Genomic DNA, 16,045 nt, shown 5'->3' on the forward strand with positions numbered 1-16,045 from the left:
GGCAACCCTCCGATCAGGACGAACGCGTTGAGTGCAACACCGCTGCAAAACGCGCGCGATTCAACCAGGCAATCGTTGCGGTCACCACCATTAGGACGATCGCAGGCACCGGGCTGCCGCCAATTACAAATAGATGCACACCGGTCGCAACGAACATCATGGCTGCGAGCAGTGCACCGCTGAAGGCAAACGTTGTCGGCAACAGCAACGCGATGGCACCGACGATTTCGATGGCACCTGTCACGATGCGGAACCACTGGCCGAGGCCGATGTGGTTAAACACATCGACCATCATCGGAACGCCGGCCAGCTTGGCGGCACCCGCGGCGAAGAACGCCACGGCGGCAAAGATGCGCAAGGTCCAGGAAAGTCCGCGGACGAAACGCCCGGAGGCGGGATGGCTAGGGAGGGAGGATGTGCTCATGGCGTGTCTCTCGGAAAGGATGTGGGCAAGGCGTGGCGGGGGGGAATGGGTCCGGCGGAGTGATCTAGACGGTCGTTCTTCGCAAAGAGCGGCCCTGACGTCGCCCTCGAAGCAGACTGTGACGTTCCGAATACGGCTAAGCTAGCCACGCCAAGCGACATGCCGTGTCGCAGAATCCGGAACGCCATGGAATTCGAAGATCTCCGCACGTTCGTCGAGGTGGCAGATGCGGGCGGCGTTTCGCCCGCGGCCAGGCGCCTGGGCGTTGCAAAATCGATCGTCAGTCGACGTCTGATCCGGCTTGAGGAGGCCTTGGGAATCCAGTTGCTGGCGCGCACCACGCGCGGCGCTGCCGTGACCGAAGCCGGCGCCACATTTCGCGAGCATGCCGCGCGCATGTGTGCCGAGATGGACAGCGCGCGTGAAGCCCTGCTGCCGGCCGGCGATCTGCGCGGGCGTTTGCGGATTGCGGCACCGCTGACCTTCGGCCCCACGCATCTGGCACCGGTGTTGGCTGAACTGGCGAGCCGCCATCCTGCGCTGCAGGTGCATGCCTGCTACAGCGATCGGTTTATCGACATCGTCGCTGAAGGCTTCGACTGCGCGATCCGGCTCGGCTATCTGACCGACTCGAATCTGGTGGCGCGCCGCGTGGCCCCGATGCGCGGCAGCCTGGTTGCAACGCCCACCTATCTACGTCAACACGGCGAGCCCGCAACGCCGGAGGCATTGCTGACGCACGAAGCGCTCCTGCAAGGCACCGAGAGCTGGCGGTTCATGGACGGCACAAAGATGATCACCATCCATCCACGTGGACGCTTCAAGGCCGACAACGGCACTGCGCTAACCGCCGCCGTGTTGGCCGGACTGGGCATTGCCGCCCTGCCGGATTTCCTGATTGCTGCGCATCTTGAATCGGGCGCCCTGGTCCGCTTGCTGACCGGTTTCCCGCCCCCGGAAGCGGGGCTGTACGTCGTCAGGCCACCAGCGGCGCACCCTGCCCGCAAGATCCGCGTACTGACGGATCTGCTGATCGAACGCTTTGGCTAGCCCTGCCGGTGCAGTGAGCGCCTGCGGCGCTGTCCGCCCACCGCAGGCGCTGCCAAGCCGCGCATACCCGAAGAAACGCCACTGCCTACCCCTTCAACACCAGCGACACTTCCGGATAGCGGGCGCAGATGAAATCCACGAAGGCGCGCACCTTCGGCGCTGCTAGGCGTCTCGAGGTATGCAAGACCCACAACGCCGGCTCTACGCCGGAGATTGTGCCCCACTGCACCAACTCGCCGCGTGCAAGTTGCTCCCACGCAATCGACTGTGGGAGCAACGCAATGCCGCCACCAGCGATTACCGCATCGCGCACCATCAGGAACGAGGAAAAGCGCATCCGCGGAACTGGCTCCAACACCAGGCGCCCGTCATCCAGCGACCAAGTGGTGGGCTGGAAACTCGACATCACCACGCCCGGCACCGGATGCACTGCATCGCCGGACGGCATCGCAATGGACGGTGCGGCCACCACCACCAGCCGGTCCTTGGCAAAGCAGCGCCCGACCAGGCTGCTGTCCGGACTTGGGTTGATGCGGATGGCGACATCGAATTGCTCGTCCACCAGATCGACCGTGCGGTCCTCGGCCACCACCTCAAGCGTGATCTCCGGATAAGCCGCACAGAAGTCCGCGCCGATGCGTCCCATTGCCAGCTGGGAGAACAACACCGGAGACGCCACACGTAGACGCCCTCGCGGTGTGGAAAGGCCCTCGCGTGCGGCCGTCATCGCCTCGGCCACTTCACTCAGCGGCACTTCGGTGCGGTCCATCAATTGCTGCCCTGCTTCGGTGAGCCTGAGCCCGCGCGGGCTGCGCTCGACCAGCCGCACGCCCAGCTGTTCCTCGAGCTCGCTGATACGCCGCGACAGGGTCGCCTTCGATCTGCCGCTAGCACGGCTGGCCTTTCCCAGCCCCTGGTTGGCGGCCACCAGCGCGAAATCGATCAGGGCATTGAGGTCCATGGTGTTCCGCATCTGAAACGGGGCGTCTATATCTTGGCGTCTTCGTACTGAAGGAGCAACGGCATATCGTTGCCCCACCGCAACGAACCAACTAAACCACCATGAGCACCACCCAACGCGCTGTCATGATCCAGGCATACGGCGATGCCGACGCCGCCCAGGTGTCCACCATCGCAAAGCCGCAGGCCGGACCGGGCCAGATACTGGTGCGTATCCGCGCCGCCGGCGTCAACGGCATCGACTGGAAGGTCCGCGCAGGCCTGGTGCGCGAGGTCTTTAAACTGCAACTGCCGGCCGCGCTGGGCGCGGAACTGGCCGGGGTCGTCGATGCAGTCGGGCCGGGCGTTACCCGCTTCCAGGTCGGCGACCGGGTCATGGGCGCGGTGGGAGGACTCGGCGCCTATGCCGAGTTCATCGCGCTGGACCAAAACACGCTGGCACACACCCCTGAAGGCCTTGACGACATCCACGCGGCCGCCATGCCGGTGGCCGCGGTCGCCGCCTGGAAGAGCCTCCATCACGCCGGGCCGGTGCGTCCGGGCCAGCGGATCCTGATTCATGGCGCGGCCGGCGGGCTGGGCGGTTATGCGGTGCAATACGCCAAGCGCGCCGGTGCCGAAGTCTTCGCCACTGCTGCCGCTGCAGACCTGGACTACATCCGCAGCCTCGGCGCGGACCAGGTGATCGACTATCAATCGCAACGCTTTGAAGACCTCGTCGGCGACATCGACCTGGTGCTCGACTACGTCGGCGGCGCGGTTCTGGATCGCTCCTGGCAGGTACTGGCACCGGACGGCGTCATTGTCGGCACCACCTCGCCGGATATTCTCGCCCGCACCCCGCCCGGCCGCCGTGGCATGTGGTTCATGAACACACCCGACGTTGCATTGCTGGAAACGCTGGCCGCAGAGGTTGCCAGCGGCGCGCTGACATCCAGGGTCAGCGAGGTCGTCGGCTTTGCCGAGATTCCCCTGGCCATCGAACGCAATCGCACCACCCCACGGGCCGGCAAGGTCGTGGCCGACATGTCGCGCTGATCCATCCATCCCTTCATCCACAGCAGGAGATTCACCATGAGCATTCTCGTCACCGGTGCCACCGGCACCGTCGGTTCCCTCATTACCCAAGGCCTGGCCGACGCCGGCGCGCAGGTCAAGGCGCTGGTCCGCCAGCAAGGCAAGCGCCCCTTCCCGGCAGGTGTCACCGAAGTGTTGGCTGACCTTACCGATGTTGCGTCGATGCGTGCCGCACTGGCATCGGTGCGCACCCTGTTCCTGTTGAATGCCGTCACCCCCGACGAAGTGACGCAGGCGCTGATCGCCTTGAATCTGGCCAAGGAAGCCGGCGTCGAGCGGATCGTGTACCTGTCGGTAATTCATGCCGACACGTACACCAACGTGCCGCACTTCACCGGCAAGCACACAGTCGAGCGCATGATCGAAAGCCTGGAGATTCCGGCCACGATTCTGCGGCCTGCGTATTTCATGCAGAACGAAGTCATGGTGCAGCAGACGATCACCGACTACGGCGTGTACCCGTTGCCGATCGGCGCGAAAGGCATAGCGATGATCGATGCACGCGACATCGCCGATATCGCTGTGGCCGAGCTGCTGCGCCGCGATCGTGCCGACGCCCCGTTCCCGCGTATCACGCTCGAGTTGGTAGGCCCGCAGGCGCTGACCGGCACCGACGTTGCCAAGGTCTGGAGCGCAGCACTTGGCCGCGAGATTGCCTACGCCGGCGATGACGTGGCGGCCTTCGAAGCACAGCTGGCGAAGTACGGCCCGTCCTGGCTGGCCTACGACATGCGTCTGATGATGGCCGGCATCCAGCGCTTCGGCATGCACGCGGCCGAGGGCACGGTGGAAAAACTGCAGGCCATGCTGGGGCGCCCGTTGCGCACCTATGAAGACTTCGTGCGCGAGGCTACCGCGAAGGCGTGATCGCCTGCGACGTAGCACGCGCGGAGATTCGCGCGCGTGCTACGCGATGCGCTGCTTCAGGTCAGTCTGGCGTTGTGCTACTGCGTCTTCGCCGGCACTAGGTCGAAGATCTGTTCGGTGGCTGCATCCACCGCAGCGCGCGTGTACAGCAGCGGGAAATAGCGGCCCTGCAGCCACAGCGGTGCAAGGTCGCGGTAATGCGGGCTGGCCGGGTCGCCGGACTGGCCGGGGTAATTCATGGCGCGCGAGTTGTCCCAGTTGCCCAGGTCGACGATCAGGCGTGCGGACGGACCGATGGTCTGGCGGAAATCGGCAGGCTCGTAGCTGGATTGATTTGGCGTGTACGGGCTGCCGCCCTTGGCGAACGGGCCGACATCGAGCAACGCGTGATCGACATCGGCCACAGCGCTCATCGGATGCGAGACCTTGTTGGTGTGTAGTTTGCCCCACTGCCATTGCGTGGCATCGGCGCCTTGCAATGAGACCAGTGCCTGGTACGCGCTGCGTAGCGACTCCAGCAGCAGTTGGTCGCGGCGTGCGGCCGGCGTTGCGCCGAACGCGGCGTCGGGATGTTCCAGCGCATCCAGCATGGCTGCGGCATCGGGCACGCCGAAGCTGGCTGCGTCTGAGGGGCGCAATCGCAACGCCTTGTAGGCATCGCCGAGATAGCGACTGAACCAGACTTCTTCCAGCGCGGCGGCGGGCGATGTGGCGCTGATTTCGCCATTCCAGGGGCGCAGCAACGCCAGCGCGGCATGGGTGTCAGGGTCTTGCGAATGCAGCGGTTGCAGCAACGCGACCAGGCGTTGCGCAGGCAACGAGACCTGATCGTTCTGCAGCTTTTCCGAATCCTCCAGCGTCACCCTGGGCCGCTGCGAGAGCACCTGGGTGATGCGCGCATGGCGTGCGTCGTTGGCCCACTCGAAACCGAGTTTGCGCTGCGCGACCGGATAGTCGCTGGGCAGGTTCATTTCGTTGGAGGTGGTGATGAAACCGGCTTGCGGATTCTTCGACCAGGGCAATGCCGTACTGTTCCAGAAGCCGTTCCACTCGTAGCGGCCATCGCCAGGCACAGGCAGCAATCCATCGCCAGCATCGCGACGCGGCGTCATGCCGGCGGTGGCCCAGCCGATGGTGCCTTTGACGTCGGCATACACCTGATTGACCGACGGCGCGCCCCAGTGCGCGAGCGCGCTCTTGAACTGCGCGAACGAGTTGCTGCGCAGATAGCGCAGCGAGCCCAGATACGGCGCAGTGCCAGGCTGGCTCCATACCGAGCGCAGCGCGTACGCCACATGCTTGTCGGCATCGACGTAGAGTACCGGCCCATGCCGGGTGAATTGCAGCTCCACCGTCACCGGCGCGCCTCCGCGCACAGCGATCTGCTGGTGCTCGCTGTGCAGTGGCTCCCACTTGCCCTGATACCAGTACGCCGCGTTGTCGTCGGGACGCAACCGATAAACGTAGAGATCTTCCTGGTCGATGTTGAAGATGGTCAGGCCGAACGCACTGGTGCGGTTATGCCCGATCGCAATGCCGGGCGCGGTGGGCTCACCGGCACCGATGATATCCAGACCTGGGCTATGCAGATGTACGAAATAGCGCAAGCTGGGCACGCTGTAGGCCCGATGCGGGTCGTCGGCAAGCACGGCGTGACCCGTGGCGGATTTTTGCGGCGCGATGACCCAATTGTTGCTGCCTTCGGCAGAAGCTTGGTCACCGATAGCCGGTAGCGCCGATGCGGTTGCCGCCAGCTGCGTGCCGGCGCTCAGCTTGGGACTTTGCGTCGCCAGCTCGTAGACCTTCAGCACGTCTTTCGGCAGGCACGGGTCCAGCCCATCCGGCAGCGTGGTGGTCCAGGCCGGCTGCAATCTCAGGCGAACTGCATCGACCGCCAGCGAGGCCTTGCAGGCCACACTCGCACGCGTCACTTCGCTCTTGACATTGCGGCTCAGGCCGGTGGTGCGGATGCGCAGCACATCCTCCGGCGCCCAGCGTTCCGGGCGATAGCCCAGTTTGTCGAACTCGTAAGGCAGTGCCTGCGCGTGGCTGTCCAGCCATGCGATATACGCATTGATGCCTGCAACGAAACGGCTGACATCGCGCCGGGCATCGGGCCCGTAGCTTTTCCATTCCGGGGTCATGTCGCCGCGATACAGAAACAGCCGCGCGGCGCGATCCTGTTCCACATAGGTTGGCCCGAACGCTTCGGACAGATGACCCAGGCCTTTGCGACGCAGCAGATCCAGCTGAAACAAGCGGTCGCGCGCCACATTGAAGCCTTGCACGAAGAACGCGTCGTTGTCGGTTTTTGCATAGAGGTGCGCCACGCCCCAGCGATCGACGCGGATCTGCGCCGGCTGTTCGAGACCCGCCACCGTCATGGTGGCCTGGCTGGGTGCGGCCGCTGCACGCGCAGCCGTCGGCGCCAGCGCGGTGCAGGCAACACCCAGTGCACACAGCAACGTAATGATAGTCATGCCAGCGATCGCCTGTGGTAAAACGCATCATCATGCACCTCTTGTCATGCGGGGCCGAGCACTGACCCGAAGCGCTAGCATCGCAAGCGAATGCCTATTGGCTAGTGTGTGCACGGCGACCCTAGCGCAAGAACTCAGCCTCCTCAACAAAACACGGTGATATCTCTGTTCCTAATCTTCGGCGCGGCATTTTCATGCTGCCCCGCACAGAGTAAAGCAAAGGGCTCGGTGTGTATGGCAGCACGCCACAGAGCATCGGGTCTTCGCCTATGGATAGCGACAGCCAGCAGATCAGCCTTGCCGCTGCAAACTAGCCGATAGGCATACCACGGCAAGCCGACCAGTTGATTCGGCGTGAAGCGCCAGTGTAGGCGGAGCTTTCCTCTATCACACGCGCCTGATGATGACCGGCCAGCGCTTCTACGTGCTCGCAGCCGAGTGCACGGAACATCATGCAAACCACGCTTGGGTACACGCTGCGGCCGATAAAGATTTTGTATGCAGGGCGACTGCGCAGGCTATATGGCTAATTGCGAGGGAAGTTAGTGGGTTGAACTGCCCGCTTAAGCGGCACCGGACACACCGGCGGACGTCCGCGGACACTTCCGCATGACGCAAAGCCTGGGCCGCTATGAGCGAAGATCCTGGCATGCTAATTGCTTGATTTAACGTACCCTCTTCGGATCTCAAGGCACATGCATCAGATTAACCAGTCATCCGGCGCTCCATCTGAGCGCCGCTCCCCACGTCGAATGGGAACTCACCTTCTTGCGCTCGCGCTGATCGCTGCGTCGTCTTGCTTGGCAGCAGAAGAGGCGCCAGCTGCGCCGCTGCACGGTTGGGCAGCGATGGCTAACAATGACATCGAATTTTCATTGCGCTGGTTTCGGGAACAATCGATTCTAGCCGCCTATCCCAATCCAGCAGCCTTTGAGGTCACACTGCAGAAAGCGCGCCGACAGGCAGATACAGACATCAAGCAGGTCGATAGCTTTGACAGCTATCGCCAGACCCTCGCGCATTTCTTTTCAACTTTCAACGATGCTCACGCGTATGTCTGGATGCAGCTTCAGCCAAAACACTATCAATGGCCAGGATTTCTTACCGTATATCAGGGCGGCCGCTTCGTTGTCGCTGGTTCTGACGGTAGCGTGGCAAATGGCGCGGAGATTACCGCCTGTGATGGGCTGCCAATAAGCGCATGGTCCGAGCGCAATGCTCTGTACGAAAACATGATCCCTGTACAAGTCATCCCTGGGCTGGAGTCCACACGGGCACGAATGGCGCCAATCATTTTCAGGTATCGCAGAAGCCCTTTTTTAAAGCGCCCGGAGCAATGCACAATCAACGGTCGTAGCATCAGCCTGGATTGGAAAGGTCTTTCCCAAGAAGAGTTGACGAAGGTCATGTCCGTGATCAAACCCGACCTTGGCAGGGACGTAGGCATAAGTCCTTTCGGGAAAACTGGGGCGTGGGTCCGGCTTGGAAATTTCTCCCCTGAAACCAAGCAAGAGTCGGACCAGTTCGAAGCGTTCTACAAGGCTGCGCCATCATTACGCGACAAGTCAGTTATTGTCCTTGATGTGCGAGGCAACGAAGGCGGCCCCTATGAGTGGTTCATGGCCGCGTTGCGCTCACTTTACGGTGCCGATTACACCAACTATTACGCAAGAGAGCGCCTGAAGATTTCAGCCGTCTATCGAATCACGAAAGAATCGGTCGATGCATCAACCCCCTCTCACGCAAGCCCTGGAGAAGACGCACCAGCAGATGCGCCACCGGATGGGATTCCCTACGACGAAGATGGCAAGCTCTCGCTGGCGGCCATGGCACGAGGCGACAAAGTCATGCGTGCACCTGCCAATGTGGGAAAAATCCCGAAACCAAAGCGTCCACCAGTCAATCCGGTGCATGCCCGCGTCCTTGTTCTGACCGACTATGATTGTGAGAGCGCGTGCATTGGATTTGTCGATGAGCTGAAAAAATTTCCCGGCGTCATGCAAGTTGGCACCGAGACTTTTGTCGATTCATACACTGGGTCGCCTATCAGCGCCCGGCTGCCCAGCGGGAATGGCGGCATCGCCGTCCCTTATATGACACGCGACGGTCGTCCACGCGGGGATAATGTACCACAGAAGCCTGATATCAGATTTTATGGTGATATAAATGATACAGCCGCAGTGAAGGAGTGGCTGATAAATATCCTATAATTATATTAATTTTAATATTTAATAATCCTACACATGAAGTTGATAATTTCACAATTTATATTGATCAAAAATGCCATCCTGCTGATATGGTTATATCCCGGCCATCCAGATCAACACTACCCGCAGATTAAATTCCGCAAATTGAAAGGGATATTTTTTCGGCTTTTTCCCTCATAATTTCATAGTGTTCCGGCGACTCTGAATCACAAAGAACCTGAAACGACTCTACCGAAGCACCAACATATTCAAAAACCCCCTCTCCAATAACTTTTTTAATTGACGCTTCATAGCCGCGCCTCGAAAATGTCTCAGACTTGGAGCCCCCTAGGCAGAGCACATGAGCTCTCAACCCTTTAAGTTTACCGCGCATCCCTTCCTGAGGCGACCAGTCGAATGCCCACCCATTAGTGAAAACCCGATCCACCCAGCCCTTGAGCATAGCGGGCATGCCCCACCAATGAACCGGAAATACAAGAACTAAATTTTGAGCAACTTCGACACGTTTCTGATGATCCACAACGTCAGGCGGCAACTCAGCTTGTTCGTGATATGAAGCGGCATCCTGCTCAGAAAATACTGGATTAAATTTTTCTGCATACAGGTCGAGCAGGTCCACGGTATGCCTAGGCGCCGAACGCAAAATTTCATCCGCGACGATACGTGCCAAACCATGGGTCAAAGCTTCTTTTCTCGGATGCGCTACGACTATTAGGGTATGCACCTGCAATTCGCCTCTAGATTAATCGACCTTGATATTTTACAACATGAAGGATGCTTTGCAGTTAAAAAAATAGAGATAATCGCGCCCTTGACCCGAAGAATAACTGCGTCACCAACCTTATTGGGACCGGTCAGCACCCGTGCGCTTCAGGCGGTATGCCGCAGTCTTGCGTCTGCGTGGACGTTTGCGCCGCAGGTTGAGGCAAGCTTGGCAGTACAGCCGATATACACGCTTATGGTGGGCCTTACCGCTGCAACAGCACGTAAATCCGCCAGAACCACAGCGAAACCGGACGGCCGCAATCTCTTCGATCCGTCGAAGGAGCGGCGCATCATCATTATCTAGCATGAGCAACATATCAGGCCTATATATTTGTTTTTAAAAGGGACAAAGCCCGAAACTACTCACTGATACCCGCTCTGATACCCGCTAACTTGTTTGATACCCAAGCTGCTGGAGGAGCGAGCAACACTAGGACGTATCTTCGCACGGGCTCGCTCGAGCTTTTGGGCCCCTGTACAGCTGCAAGCCTACGAGCCGTACAAGCCGGTCGACGCCACTCGACGTGAAGTATGGGCTGTGTACGTCGAAAGCTACCTCTCAGCCTCGGGGGCCTGATAGTCGTCTGCGTGCACCGCTGCCCTGCATTGCGAAGGCATACGGGCAAGCAGAAGGGCCCTTCTTTGCTAATTCAGTCTTCCAACAAGCCATGGCCGTGTGGGATAACAGATCAGGCCACCAATGAGATGGTTGATAAGACAAAAGCTCCCACGCTGCGCCTGAGCTGCGTCCGGGCCGAAGCATTGAACCACCGCGTGAAGAGCATGGAAGCAGAGGCATGACTACGTCCACGAAGTCATCGCCCAAGAACTCTAGACTGCCCACTCGGCATGGCCAGCGCTGGAGCCCTGAGGAACTTGGAGAACTACTAGACGGCATCAAGCGCGGCCTGGATCTGGACCAGCTTGCCTGTAACCACCAGCGGTCACGTTCAGGCATCAGTGCGGCGGCAGCCCGTCTTCTTCCTGAGCAGATGCGGCCGGCAACGCGAACGCACTCGATTGCCGTCATAGCCCAGCACCTAGAGCAACGGCAGGAGTGTCAACAAACCTCGACGATCGAGAGAGTTCTTACCGATCCCGTACTCCAGAAGGAACTGGGGCTGATTCAGCAGGGATCGCCGGACATGTCGAAGCCTTTACCGCACGTACCTTGCTGGAAGTCTGCGCCGCGCTCAACGGCACCCAGCAGGCGCCCGCGGCAGAAGTGGCGATACCGGCGCTCGGTGCACGTGCGTTACCCGGCATGGCCGATGTGCGCGGCCAGCCACACGCCCGCCGCGCATTGGAGATCGCTGCCGCAGGCGGCCACCATCTGCTGCTGGTCGGCAGCCCCGGCTGCGGCAAGACCTTGCTCGCCTCCCGCCTGCCCGGCCTGCTGCCGGAAGCCAGCGAGGCCGAAGCATTGGAAACCGCCGCGATCACCTCGATCAGCGGCCGCGGGCTGGATCTCGCCCGCTGGCGACAGCGGCCCTATCGGGCTCCGCACCACACCGCCAGCGCGGTCGCCCTGGTCGGTTGTGAACTTGTAAAGACGTTGCAACTCGGCAAAGTCGTTGCAACCGGCTGCTTGCAGACTTACTGAGTTTAACAGCCTGCCATCCCAGCCACAGATGGTGTGAATTCCAGCCAATTACGCGCATTTCCAACTATTACTGAGACTGCGGCAGAACCCTTCCAACACTCACAGTCCCTGCGCACTGCTCCCGATCCCCATCTCACGGCGCTGGCGCGGAAAGAACCTCAGGATCAAGTATCTTTGGGAACTAGGACTTCACAACGGTGCTTTCGGGGGGAAAAGTGGCCGGAAACTACGACAGCCGCGGCATCAGATCACTTGAACAGATGGGGCCATCGAGGGTTAGTACCCTATTGGCAACATCACCGAAGGACTGGAAACTGGAGGACTGGCTCCGGGCGGTGTATACGGCTGACGACAATAGTGCGTATCGCTACGAGCTGCAGATTCACCTAAGAGAAGCGTACCCAGAAGCTCCAGAGGAAATAACCAGGGTGCTCGATTTCTTCGAATGGCGTGAGGCAAGGCTTGGTCGCAGGATCGGATCATGATCCCGCGCTAAGCTTTAGCGAGCTGGTCTGCTAGCGGACCGCGCTGACGTCTCCAACATAATTAGCGACCGGGTTATGTTGGGGGTCACTAAGGCCCCACGCTCACAGCGTCCGTGCCGATCATTGAAGAGTTCCCAAAAGACGATGCTTACCGGCTCGTCAAATGGGTGGACAAGTTCACGCTCCCGCATCTGACGACGCGGTCGACCTCGGTAACCGTGCGGCTGCAACGAGTTCCATTTCAGCGCCATAGCGACCTTAATCGGCTCACGCGCGAGAGCGCTGTTGCGACGCCGGCCCGAAGCCGCAAGATGCTGCATTGGTGGAGCAGCTACGCTCTTCCATCGCAAGGCTCGATGAAAGCGCCAACAAACCGTGGGATGAGCGCAGCGATCGCATGGCTGCGAGCGCGTACAAAATGGCAGTTGAGGCGGGATTCAAGCCTGGCGACAAGGTCGATGTCGCACTGAACGTACCGACCGACAAGCTTCCGGGCGGGGTGACGATGTTCGTGATGCGCTCAGGCCAGGAGCGTCCCCGGATCCGTATGCCAACCGCGCTCACATGCCGACCAGCGAGGCACTGGCGGCGGCTCCCGAACAACAGTATCTGGCGGCGAATCAGGCACGCGACACGCAAGAGCAAACGCGACTTATAGAGCTTGCACGGTAATCCCCCCGCCCATTAGCAGACGCCAGAAGTGGAATTTTCTCGTACCCTTTCCCGAGGAGGTTCCATGAAGAAGTCCCGCTTTACCGACAGCCAGATCATCGCCGTGCTCAAGCAGGCCCAGGCCGGTGCGCCCGTGCCGGAGCTGTGCCGCGAGCACGGCATCAGCTCGGCCACGTTCTACAAGTGGCGTAGCAAGTTCGGCGGCATGGACGTGTCCATGGTCGCACGCATGAAGGAGTTGGAGGAGGAGAACCGCCGGCTCAAGAAGATGTACGCCGAGGCGCAGCTCAGTACCGACCTGCTGAAGGAAGCGCTCGCAAAAAAATGGTGAGGCCATCTCAGCGACGCGAGATGGCCCAATCGGCAGTCACGAGCGGGCGCACGAACATCCGCCACGCCTGCCAGACCTTCGCGGTGAGCCAGACCTGCTTCCGCTACCAGGCCAAGGCCAGCGAGCAGAACGCCCGGATCGCCGACTGGCTGGTCCGCCTGACGACCGCCCATCGCGACTGGGGCTTTGGCCTGTGCTACCTGTACCTGCGCAACGTGAAGGGCTTTGGCTGGAATCACAAGCGGGTCTACCGGATCTACCGCGAGCTGGAGTTGAACCTGCGGATCAAGCCGAAGAAGCGGCTGGTGCGTGAGCGGCCCGAGCCTCTGGCGGTGCCGGAGGCCATCAACCAGGTCTGGTCGATGGACTTCATGCACGACCAGTTGGCCGACGGCCGCAGCTTCCGGCTGTTCAATGTGCTCGACGACTTCAATCGCGAGGGGCTGGGGATCGAGGTGGATCTGTCGCTGCCGTCAGCCCGGGTGATCCGATCGCTGGAGCAGATCATCGAGTGGCGCGGCAAGCCCGCCGTGATCCGCTGCGACAACGGCCCTGAATACATCAGTGGCGCGTTGCTGTCCTGGGCACAGCGGCTTGGCATCCGGGTCGAGCACATCCAGCCGGGCAAGCCACAGCAGAACGCCTACGTTGAACGCTACAACCGCACCATCCGCTACGCCTGGCTCGCCCGCACCCTGTTCGACACCATCGACCAGGTGCAGGACAAAGCCACCCGCTGGCTATGGACGTACAACCACGAGCGCCCGAATATGGCGCTCGGCGGCATCACGCCTGCCATGAAGTTGGCGATGGCCGCTTAGCTCCACTTCTGGCGACCGCTAGAAGTGGGGGGGTTACCGCACAAGCGCATGCTCACAGCCAGGATGATCCAAACAGGAGCGGGCCGCGGGTCTCCTGATCCACTACGCCCGACAGGTGAGCCTGCTAGTAATGAAGGGGGTGGAGAGCCGGCGACGTCCCCCCAATTTTGAGTAGCACCTCAGTTTGGAGTCCAATTCCCTACCCCAAGGAGATTGGACGTGAAGAAGCGTTTTTCTGAAGAACAGATCATCGGCTTCCTGCGCGAAGCTGATGCCGGTGTGGCGATCAAGGATCTGTGCCGGCGGCATGGCTTCAGCGAGGCCTCGTATTACCTGTGGCGCAGCAAGTTCGGCGGAATGAGCGTGCCCGACGCCAAGCGGCTCAAGGATCTTGAGGCCGAGAACGCGCGGCTAAAGAAGTTGCTGGCCGAGCAGTTGTTCGAGAACGACCTGATCAAGGATGCGTTGCGAAAAAAGTGGTGAGCGCACCGGCGCGTCGTGCGCTGGTGCGCGAGTGGATCGGGCGTGGTGCCAGCGAGCGTCGCGCCTTGGCGGCGATCGGCATGAGCGCCAGCGCGCTGCGCTATTGCCCACGCCAAGACCGCAATGGCGAACTGCGCGAGCGCATTCTTGCGTTGGCGCATCGCCATCGCCGCTACGGCGTGGGGATGATCTATCTCAAGCTGCGACAGGAAGGACGCCTGGTGAACTACAGGCGCGTGGAGCGGTTGTATCGCGAGCAGCAGCTACAAGTGCGGCGCCGCAAGCGCAAGAAGGTGCCGGTTGGCGAGCGTCAGCCGCTGCTGCGGCCAGCGCAGGCCAACCAGGTGTGGTCGATGGACTTCGTGTTCGACCGCTCCGCCGACGGCCGAGTGATCAAGTGTCTGGTGATCGTGGACGACGCAACGCACGAAGCGGTCGCCATCGAGGTGGAACGCGCGATCTCCGGGCACGGCGTTGCGCGCGTGCTGGATCGGTTGGCACACAGTCGCGGTTTACCGAAGGTGATCCGCACCGACAACGGCAAGGAGTTTTGCGGCAAAGCGATGGTCGTCTGGGCACATGCCCGTGGTGTGCAACTACGGCTAATCCAACCCGGCAAGCCAAATCAAAACGCCTATGTTGAATCGTTCAACGGCCGACTACGCGACGAATGCCTCAACGAGCACTGGTTCCCGACGTTGCTGCACGCGCGCACCGAGATCGAACGCTGGCGACGCGAATACAACGAGGACCGACCGAAGAAAGCAATTGGCGGCATGACGCCGTCCGCTTATGCCCAACATCTGGCAAACACCGATATCATCAACCCCGGACTCTAAACCCGACCGCTACTCAGGGCGGGGGGACGTCGAGGTCACGGTAGAACTCCAGGATCTCCCCTGGCTGGACGACCTGGAAGCGCTTTGAAACCACTGCCAGAGGCGCCTTGGTGTCAGAGCGATAGAGAACCTTATTCCGTGGAAACGCATTGATGGCTCCAAGGTTCTGGCCGCCACTGATGTATCGAACCTCCGACTCCTCGATCTTCCAATCCATCCCTGCCTGTTGCTTCCATGTCTCGATAGATTGCTGTCGAGCGAGCTGATTACCCAGCCCGTGCCAGGGCTTTTGGCCGACATAGGCCATTGATTCAAGCAAGTGCATTGTCGATTCCTAATAGTTGAGGCCATAAATGCACAAGGCCCGGACGAGCCGGGCCTTGTGAGAGGTAACGCTGGTTATGCCTATCAGTGATCGAAGAAATCACTGCAGTTAGGGCAAGTCGCCGCCACCGTGCATTTGACGATGCCAGCCATGACGGCTGTGGCCACGACCATGATGCAGTAGATCAGTTCGACCTTGCTCTTCATCATTACGTGCATCCTAAGCTAACGCTTCAATGCGGAGCGCCGAACGCGAGGCAGGGTGTCCTGCCTCGTATAGGTAATATGGGTTTGATAAAAATTTAAATGAATCAAAGTCAACCCGCGCTTTCCTACTGTGCGCGACACCCGGCCGTTGGACCAGTTTGTGGCATGAAACGGCTCTCCAAGCAAGCTCGGCCTAGACAACGATCAGGAATTATTTGCGCTGACCTTGGCAGAATGATATCGGCGAGAGGGAATTGCAGTGGATTTAATTGAGCCGGGGAACCCAATGCAAAACTACTTTATCGAACTATTCAATGGCAATCACCGGCACGGCATATTGAACAGGCGATGCCCTCGGTCAAGAGCAAGATGTGTGAACAGACCAAGTGTTGACTAGCCGAACGACCACAACCAACAGATGCCGAACGACAGCTGGGTTAGCTAAGACCT

General features: G+C 60.4%; 15 protein-coding genes and 1 pseudogene. 10 read left to right on the forward strand and 6 right to left on the reverse strand.

The window, feature by feature from the left end:
- Nucleotides 1–13 precede the first annotated feature (13 nt).
- Nucleotides 14–340 carry a DoxX family protein gene (locus ACCQ15_RS18625; RefSeq protein WP_372380901.1) on the reverse strand — a complete coding sequence of 109 codons (327 nt, stop codon included), beginning with the start codon at nt 338–340 and terminating at the stop codon, nt 14–16.
- A gap of 270 nt (nt 341–610) precedes the next feature.
- On the opposite strand from ACCQ15_RS18625, the gene ACCQ15_RS18630 reads away from it, so the two are divergent.
- Nucleotides 611–1,474 (forward strand): LysR family transcriptional regulator, encoded by an 864-nt coding sequence (locus tag ACCQ15_RS18630; protein ID WP_372380902.1) that lies wholly within the window; start codon nt 611–613, stop codon nt 1,472–1,474.
- Nucleotides 1,475–1,559: 85 nt separating this feature from the next.
- Here the strand turns inward: ACCQ15_RS18630 and ACCQ15_RS18635 are convergent, their stop codons facing one another.
- Nucleotides 1,560–2,435: a LysR family transcriptional regulator gene (locus tag ACCQ15_RS18635; RefSeq protein ID WP_372380903.1), complete on the reverse strand. Its 876-nt coding sequence runs from the start codon at nt 2,433–2,435 to the stop codon at nt 1,560–1,562.
- 161 nt (nt 2,436–2,596) lie between these two features.
- Here ACCQ15_RS18635 and ACCQ15_RS18640 point away from each other — a divergent pair, with 161 nt between their 5' ends.
- Both ACCQ15_RS18640 and ACCQ15_RS18645 read left to right on the forward strand, forming a co-directional pair.
- Nucleotides 2,597–3,472 (forward strand): NADP-dependent oxidoreductase, encoded by an 876-nt coding sequence (locus ACCQ15_RS18640; RefSeq protein WP_372380904.1) that lies wholly within the window; start codon nt 2,597–2,599, stop codon nt 3,470–3,472.
- 36 nt (nt 3,473–3,508) lie between these two features.
- Complete coding sequence (locus tag ACCQ15_RS18645) at nt 3,509–4,378, forward strand: SDR family oxidoreductase (protein ID WP_372380905.1); 870 nt, start codon at nt 3,509–3,511, stop codon at nt 4,376–4,378.
- Nucleotides 4,379–4,455: 77 nt separating this feature from the next.
- Here ACCQ15_RS18645 and ACCQ15_RS18650 read toward each other — a convergent pair whose 3' ends face one another.
- Complete coding sequence (locus ACCQ15_RS18650; protein ID WP_372380906.1) at nt 4,456–6,858, reverse strand: penicillin acylase family protein; 2,403 nt, start codon at nt 6,856–6,858, stop codon at nt 4,456–4,458.
- Nucleotides 6,859–7,553: 695 nt separating this feature from the next.
- Here ACCQ15_RS18650 and ACCQ15_RS18655 point away from each other — a divergent pair.
- Nucleotides 7,554–9,068, forward strand: a complete 1,515-nt coding sequence (locus ACCQ15_RS18655; protein ID WP_372380907.1) for a S41 family peptidase — start codon at nt 7,554–7,556, stop codon at nt 9,066–9,068.
- Between the two features lie 127 nt (nt 9,069–9,195).
- Here ACCQ15_RS18655 and ACCQ15_RS18660 read toward each other — a convergent pair whose 3' ends face one another.
- The gene (locus ACCQ15_RS18660; protein WP_506187864.1) at nt 9,196–9,789 is read right to left on the reverse strand and encodes an NAD(P)H-dependent oxidoreductase; all 594 of its coding nucleotides are present in this window, start codon (nt 9,787–9,789) and stop codon (nt 9,196–9,198) included.
- Between ACCQ15_RS18660 and ACCQ15_RS18665 the strand changes: the two genes are divergently transcribed.
- From ACCQ15_RS18665 to ACCQ15_RS18685, 5 genes and pseudogenes are all read left to right on the forward strand, one after another.
- Nucleotides 9,784–10,134 (forward strand): hypothetical protein, encoded by a 351-nt coding sequence (locus ACCQ15_RS18665; protein ID WP_372381597.1) that lies wholly within the window; start codon nt 9,784–9,786, stop codon nt 10,132–10,134. The two genes, ACCQ15_RS18660 and ACCQ15_RS18665, sit on opposite strands and share 6 nt — an antisense overlap.
- 813 nt (nt 10,135–10,947) lie before the next feature.
- A pseudogene (locus ACCQ15_RS18670) lies at nt 10,948–11,367 on the forward strand (ATP-binding protein); the annotation flags it as partial.
- An 873-nt stretch (nt 11,368–12,240) separates the two neighbouring features.
- Nucleotides 12,241–12,576 (forward strand): XVIPCD domain-containing protein, encoded by a 336-nt coding sequence (locus tag ACCQ15_RS18675; RefSeq protein ID WP_372381582.1) that lies wholly within the window; start codon nt 12,241–12,243, stop codon nt 12,574–12,576.
- Between the two features lie 78 nt (nt 12,577–12,654).
- Nucleotides 12,655–13,742, forward strand: a protein-coding gene (locus ACCQ15_RS18680) for an IS3-like element ISXac2 family transposase (RefSeq protein WP_089504397.1) whose coding sequence is annotated in 2 segments (ribosomal slippage) — nt 12,655–12,907 and nt 12,907–13,742 — 1,089 coding nt in all. Because the reading frame shifts where the segments join, the coding sequence is not laid out codon by codon here.
- A gap of 219 nt (nt 13,743–13,961) precedes the next feature.
- Nucleotides 13,962–15,064, forward strand: a protein-coding gene (locus ACCQ15_RS18685; protein WP_506187865.1) for an IS3 family transposase whose coding sequence is annotated in 2 segments (ribosomal slippage) — nt 13,962–14,220 and nt 14,220–15,064 — 1,104 coding nt in all. Because the reading frame shifts where the segments join, the coding sequence is not laid out codon by codon here.
- A 13-nt stretch (nt 15,065–15,077) separates the two neighbouring features.
- Here the strand turns inward: ACCQ15_RS18685 and ACCQ15_RS18690 are convergent.
- Nucleotides 15,078–15,389, reverse strand: a complete 312-nt coding sequence (locus tag ACCQ15_RS18690; RefSeq protein WP_372380910.1) for a DUF932 domain-containing protein — start codon at nt 15,387–15,389, stop codon at nt 15,078–15,080.
- A gap of 83 nt (nt 15,390–15,472) precedes the next feature.
- Nucleotides 15,473–15,598: a hypothetical protein gene (locus ACCQ15_RS18695; protein ID WP_255171906.1), complete on the reverse strand. Its 126-nt coding sequence runs from the start codon at nt 15,596–15,598 to the stop codon at nt 15,473–15,475.
- Nucleotides 15,599–15,881: 283 nt separating this feature from the next.
- On the opposite strand from ACCQ15_RS18695, the gene ACCQ15_RS18700 reads away from it, so the two are divergent.
- Nucleotides 15,882–15,992: a hypothetical protein gene (locus tag ACCQ15_RS18700; protein WP_372381583.1), complete on the forward strand. Its 111-nt coding sequence runs from the start codon at nt 15,882–15,884 to the stop codon at nt 15,990–15,992.
- Nucleotides 15,993–16,045: the final 53 nt, after the last annotated feature.

This window comes from Xanthomonas sp. NCPPB 1754 (assembly GCF_041475725.2).
In the GTDB taxonomy this organism is placed as follows: domain Bacteria; phylum Pseudomonadota; class Gammaproteobacteria; order Xanthomonadales; family Xanthomonadaceae; genus Xanthomonas; species Xanthomonas euvesicatoria.

Excerpts from the sequence above, each read along its gene's own strand:
- ACCQ15_RS18630 (WP_372380902.1), top strand. The coding sequence starts at position 611 with ATGGAATTCGAAGATCTCCGCACGTTCGTCGAGGTGGCAGATGCGGGC.
- ACCQ15_RS18635 (WP_372380903.1), bottom strand. The coding sequence starts at position 2,435 with ATGGACCTCAATGCCCTGATCGATTTCGCGCTGGTGGCCGCCAACCAG.
- ACCQ15_RS18645 (WP_372380905.1), top strand. The coding sequence starts at position 3,509 with ATGAGCATTCTCGTCACCGGTGCCACCGGCACCGTCGGTTCCCTCATT.
- ACCQ15_RS18650 (WP_372380906.1), bottom strand. The coding sequence starts at position 6,858 with ATGACTATCATTACGTTGCTGTGTGCACTGGGTGTTGCCTGCACCGCG.
- ACCQ15_RS18655 (WP_372380907.1), top strand. The coding sequence starts at position 7,554 with ATGCATCAGATTAACCAGTCATCCGGCGCTCCATCTGAGCGCCGCTCC.
- ACCQ15_RS18665 (WP_372381597.1), top strand. The coding sequence starts at position 9,784 with ATGCACCTGCAATTCGCCTCTAGATTAATCGACCTTGATATTTTACAA.
- ACCQ15_RS18690 (WP_372380910.1), bottom strand. The coding sequence starts at position 15,389 with ATGCACTTGCTTGAATCAATGGCCTATGTCGGCCAAAAGCCCTGGCAC.
- ACCQ15_RS18695 (WP_255171906.1), bottom strand. The coding sequence starts at position 15,598 with ATGATGAAGAGCAAGGTCGAACTGATCTACTGCATCATGGTCGTGGCC.
- ACCQ15_RS18700 (WP_372381583.1), top strand. The coding sequence starts at position 15,882 with ATGCAAAACTACTTTATCGAACTATTCAATGGCAATCACCGGCACGGC.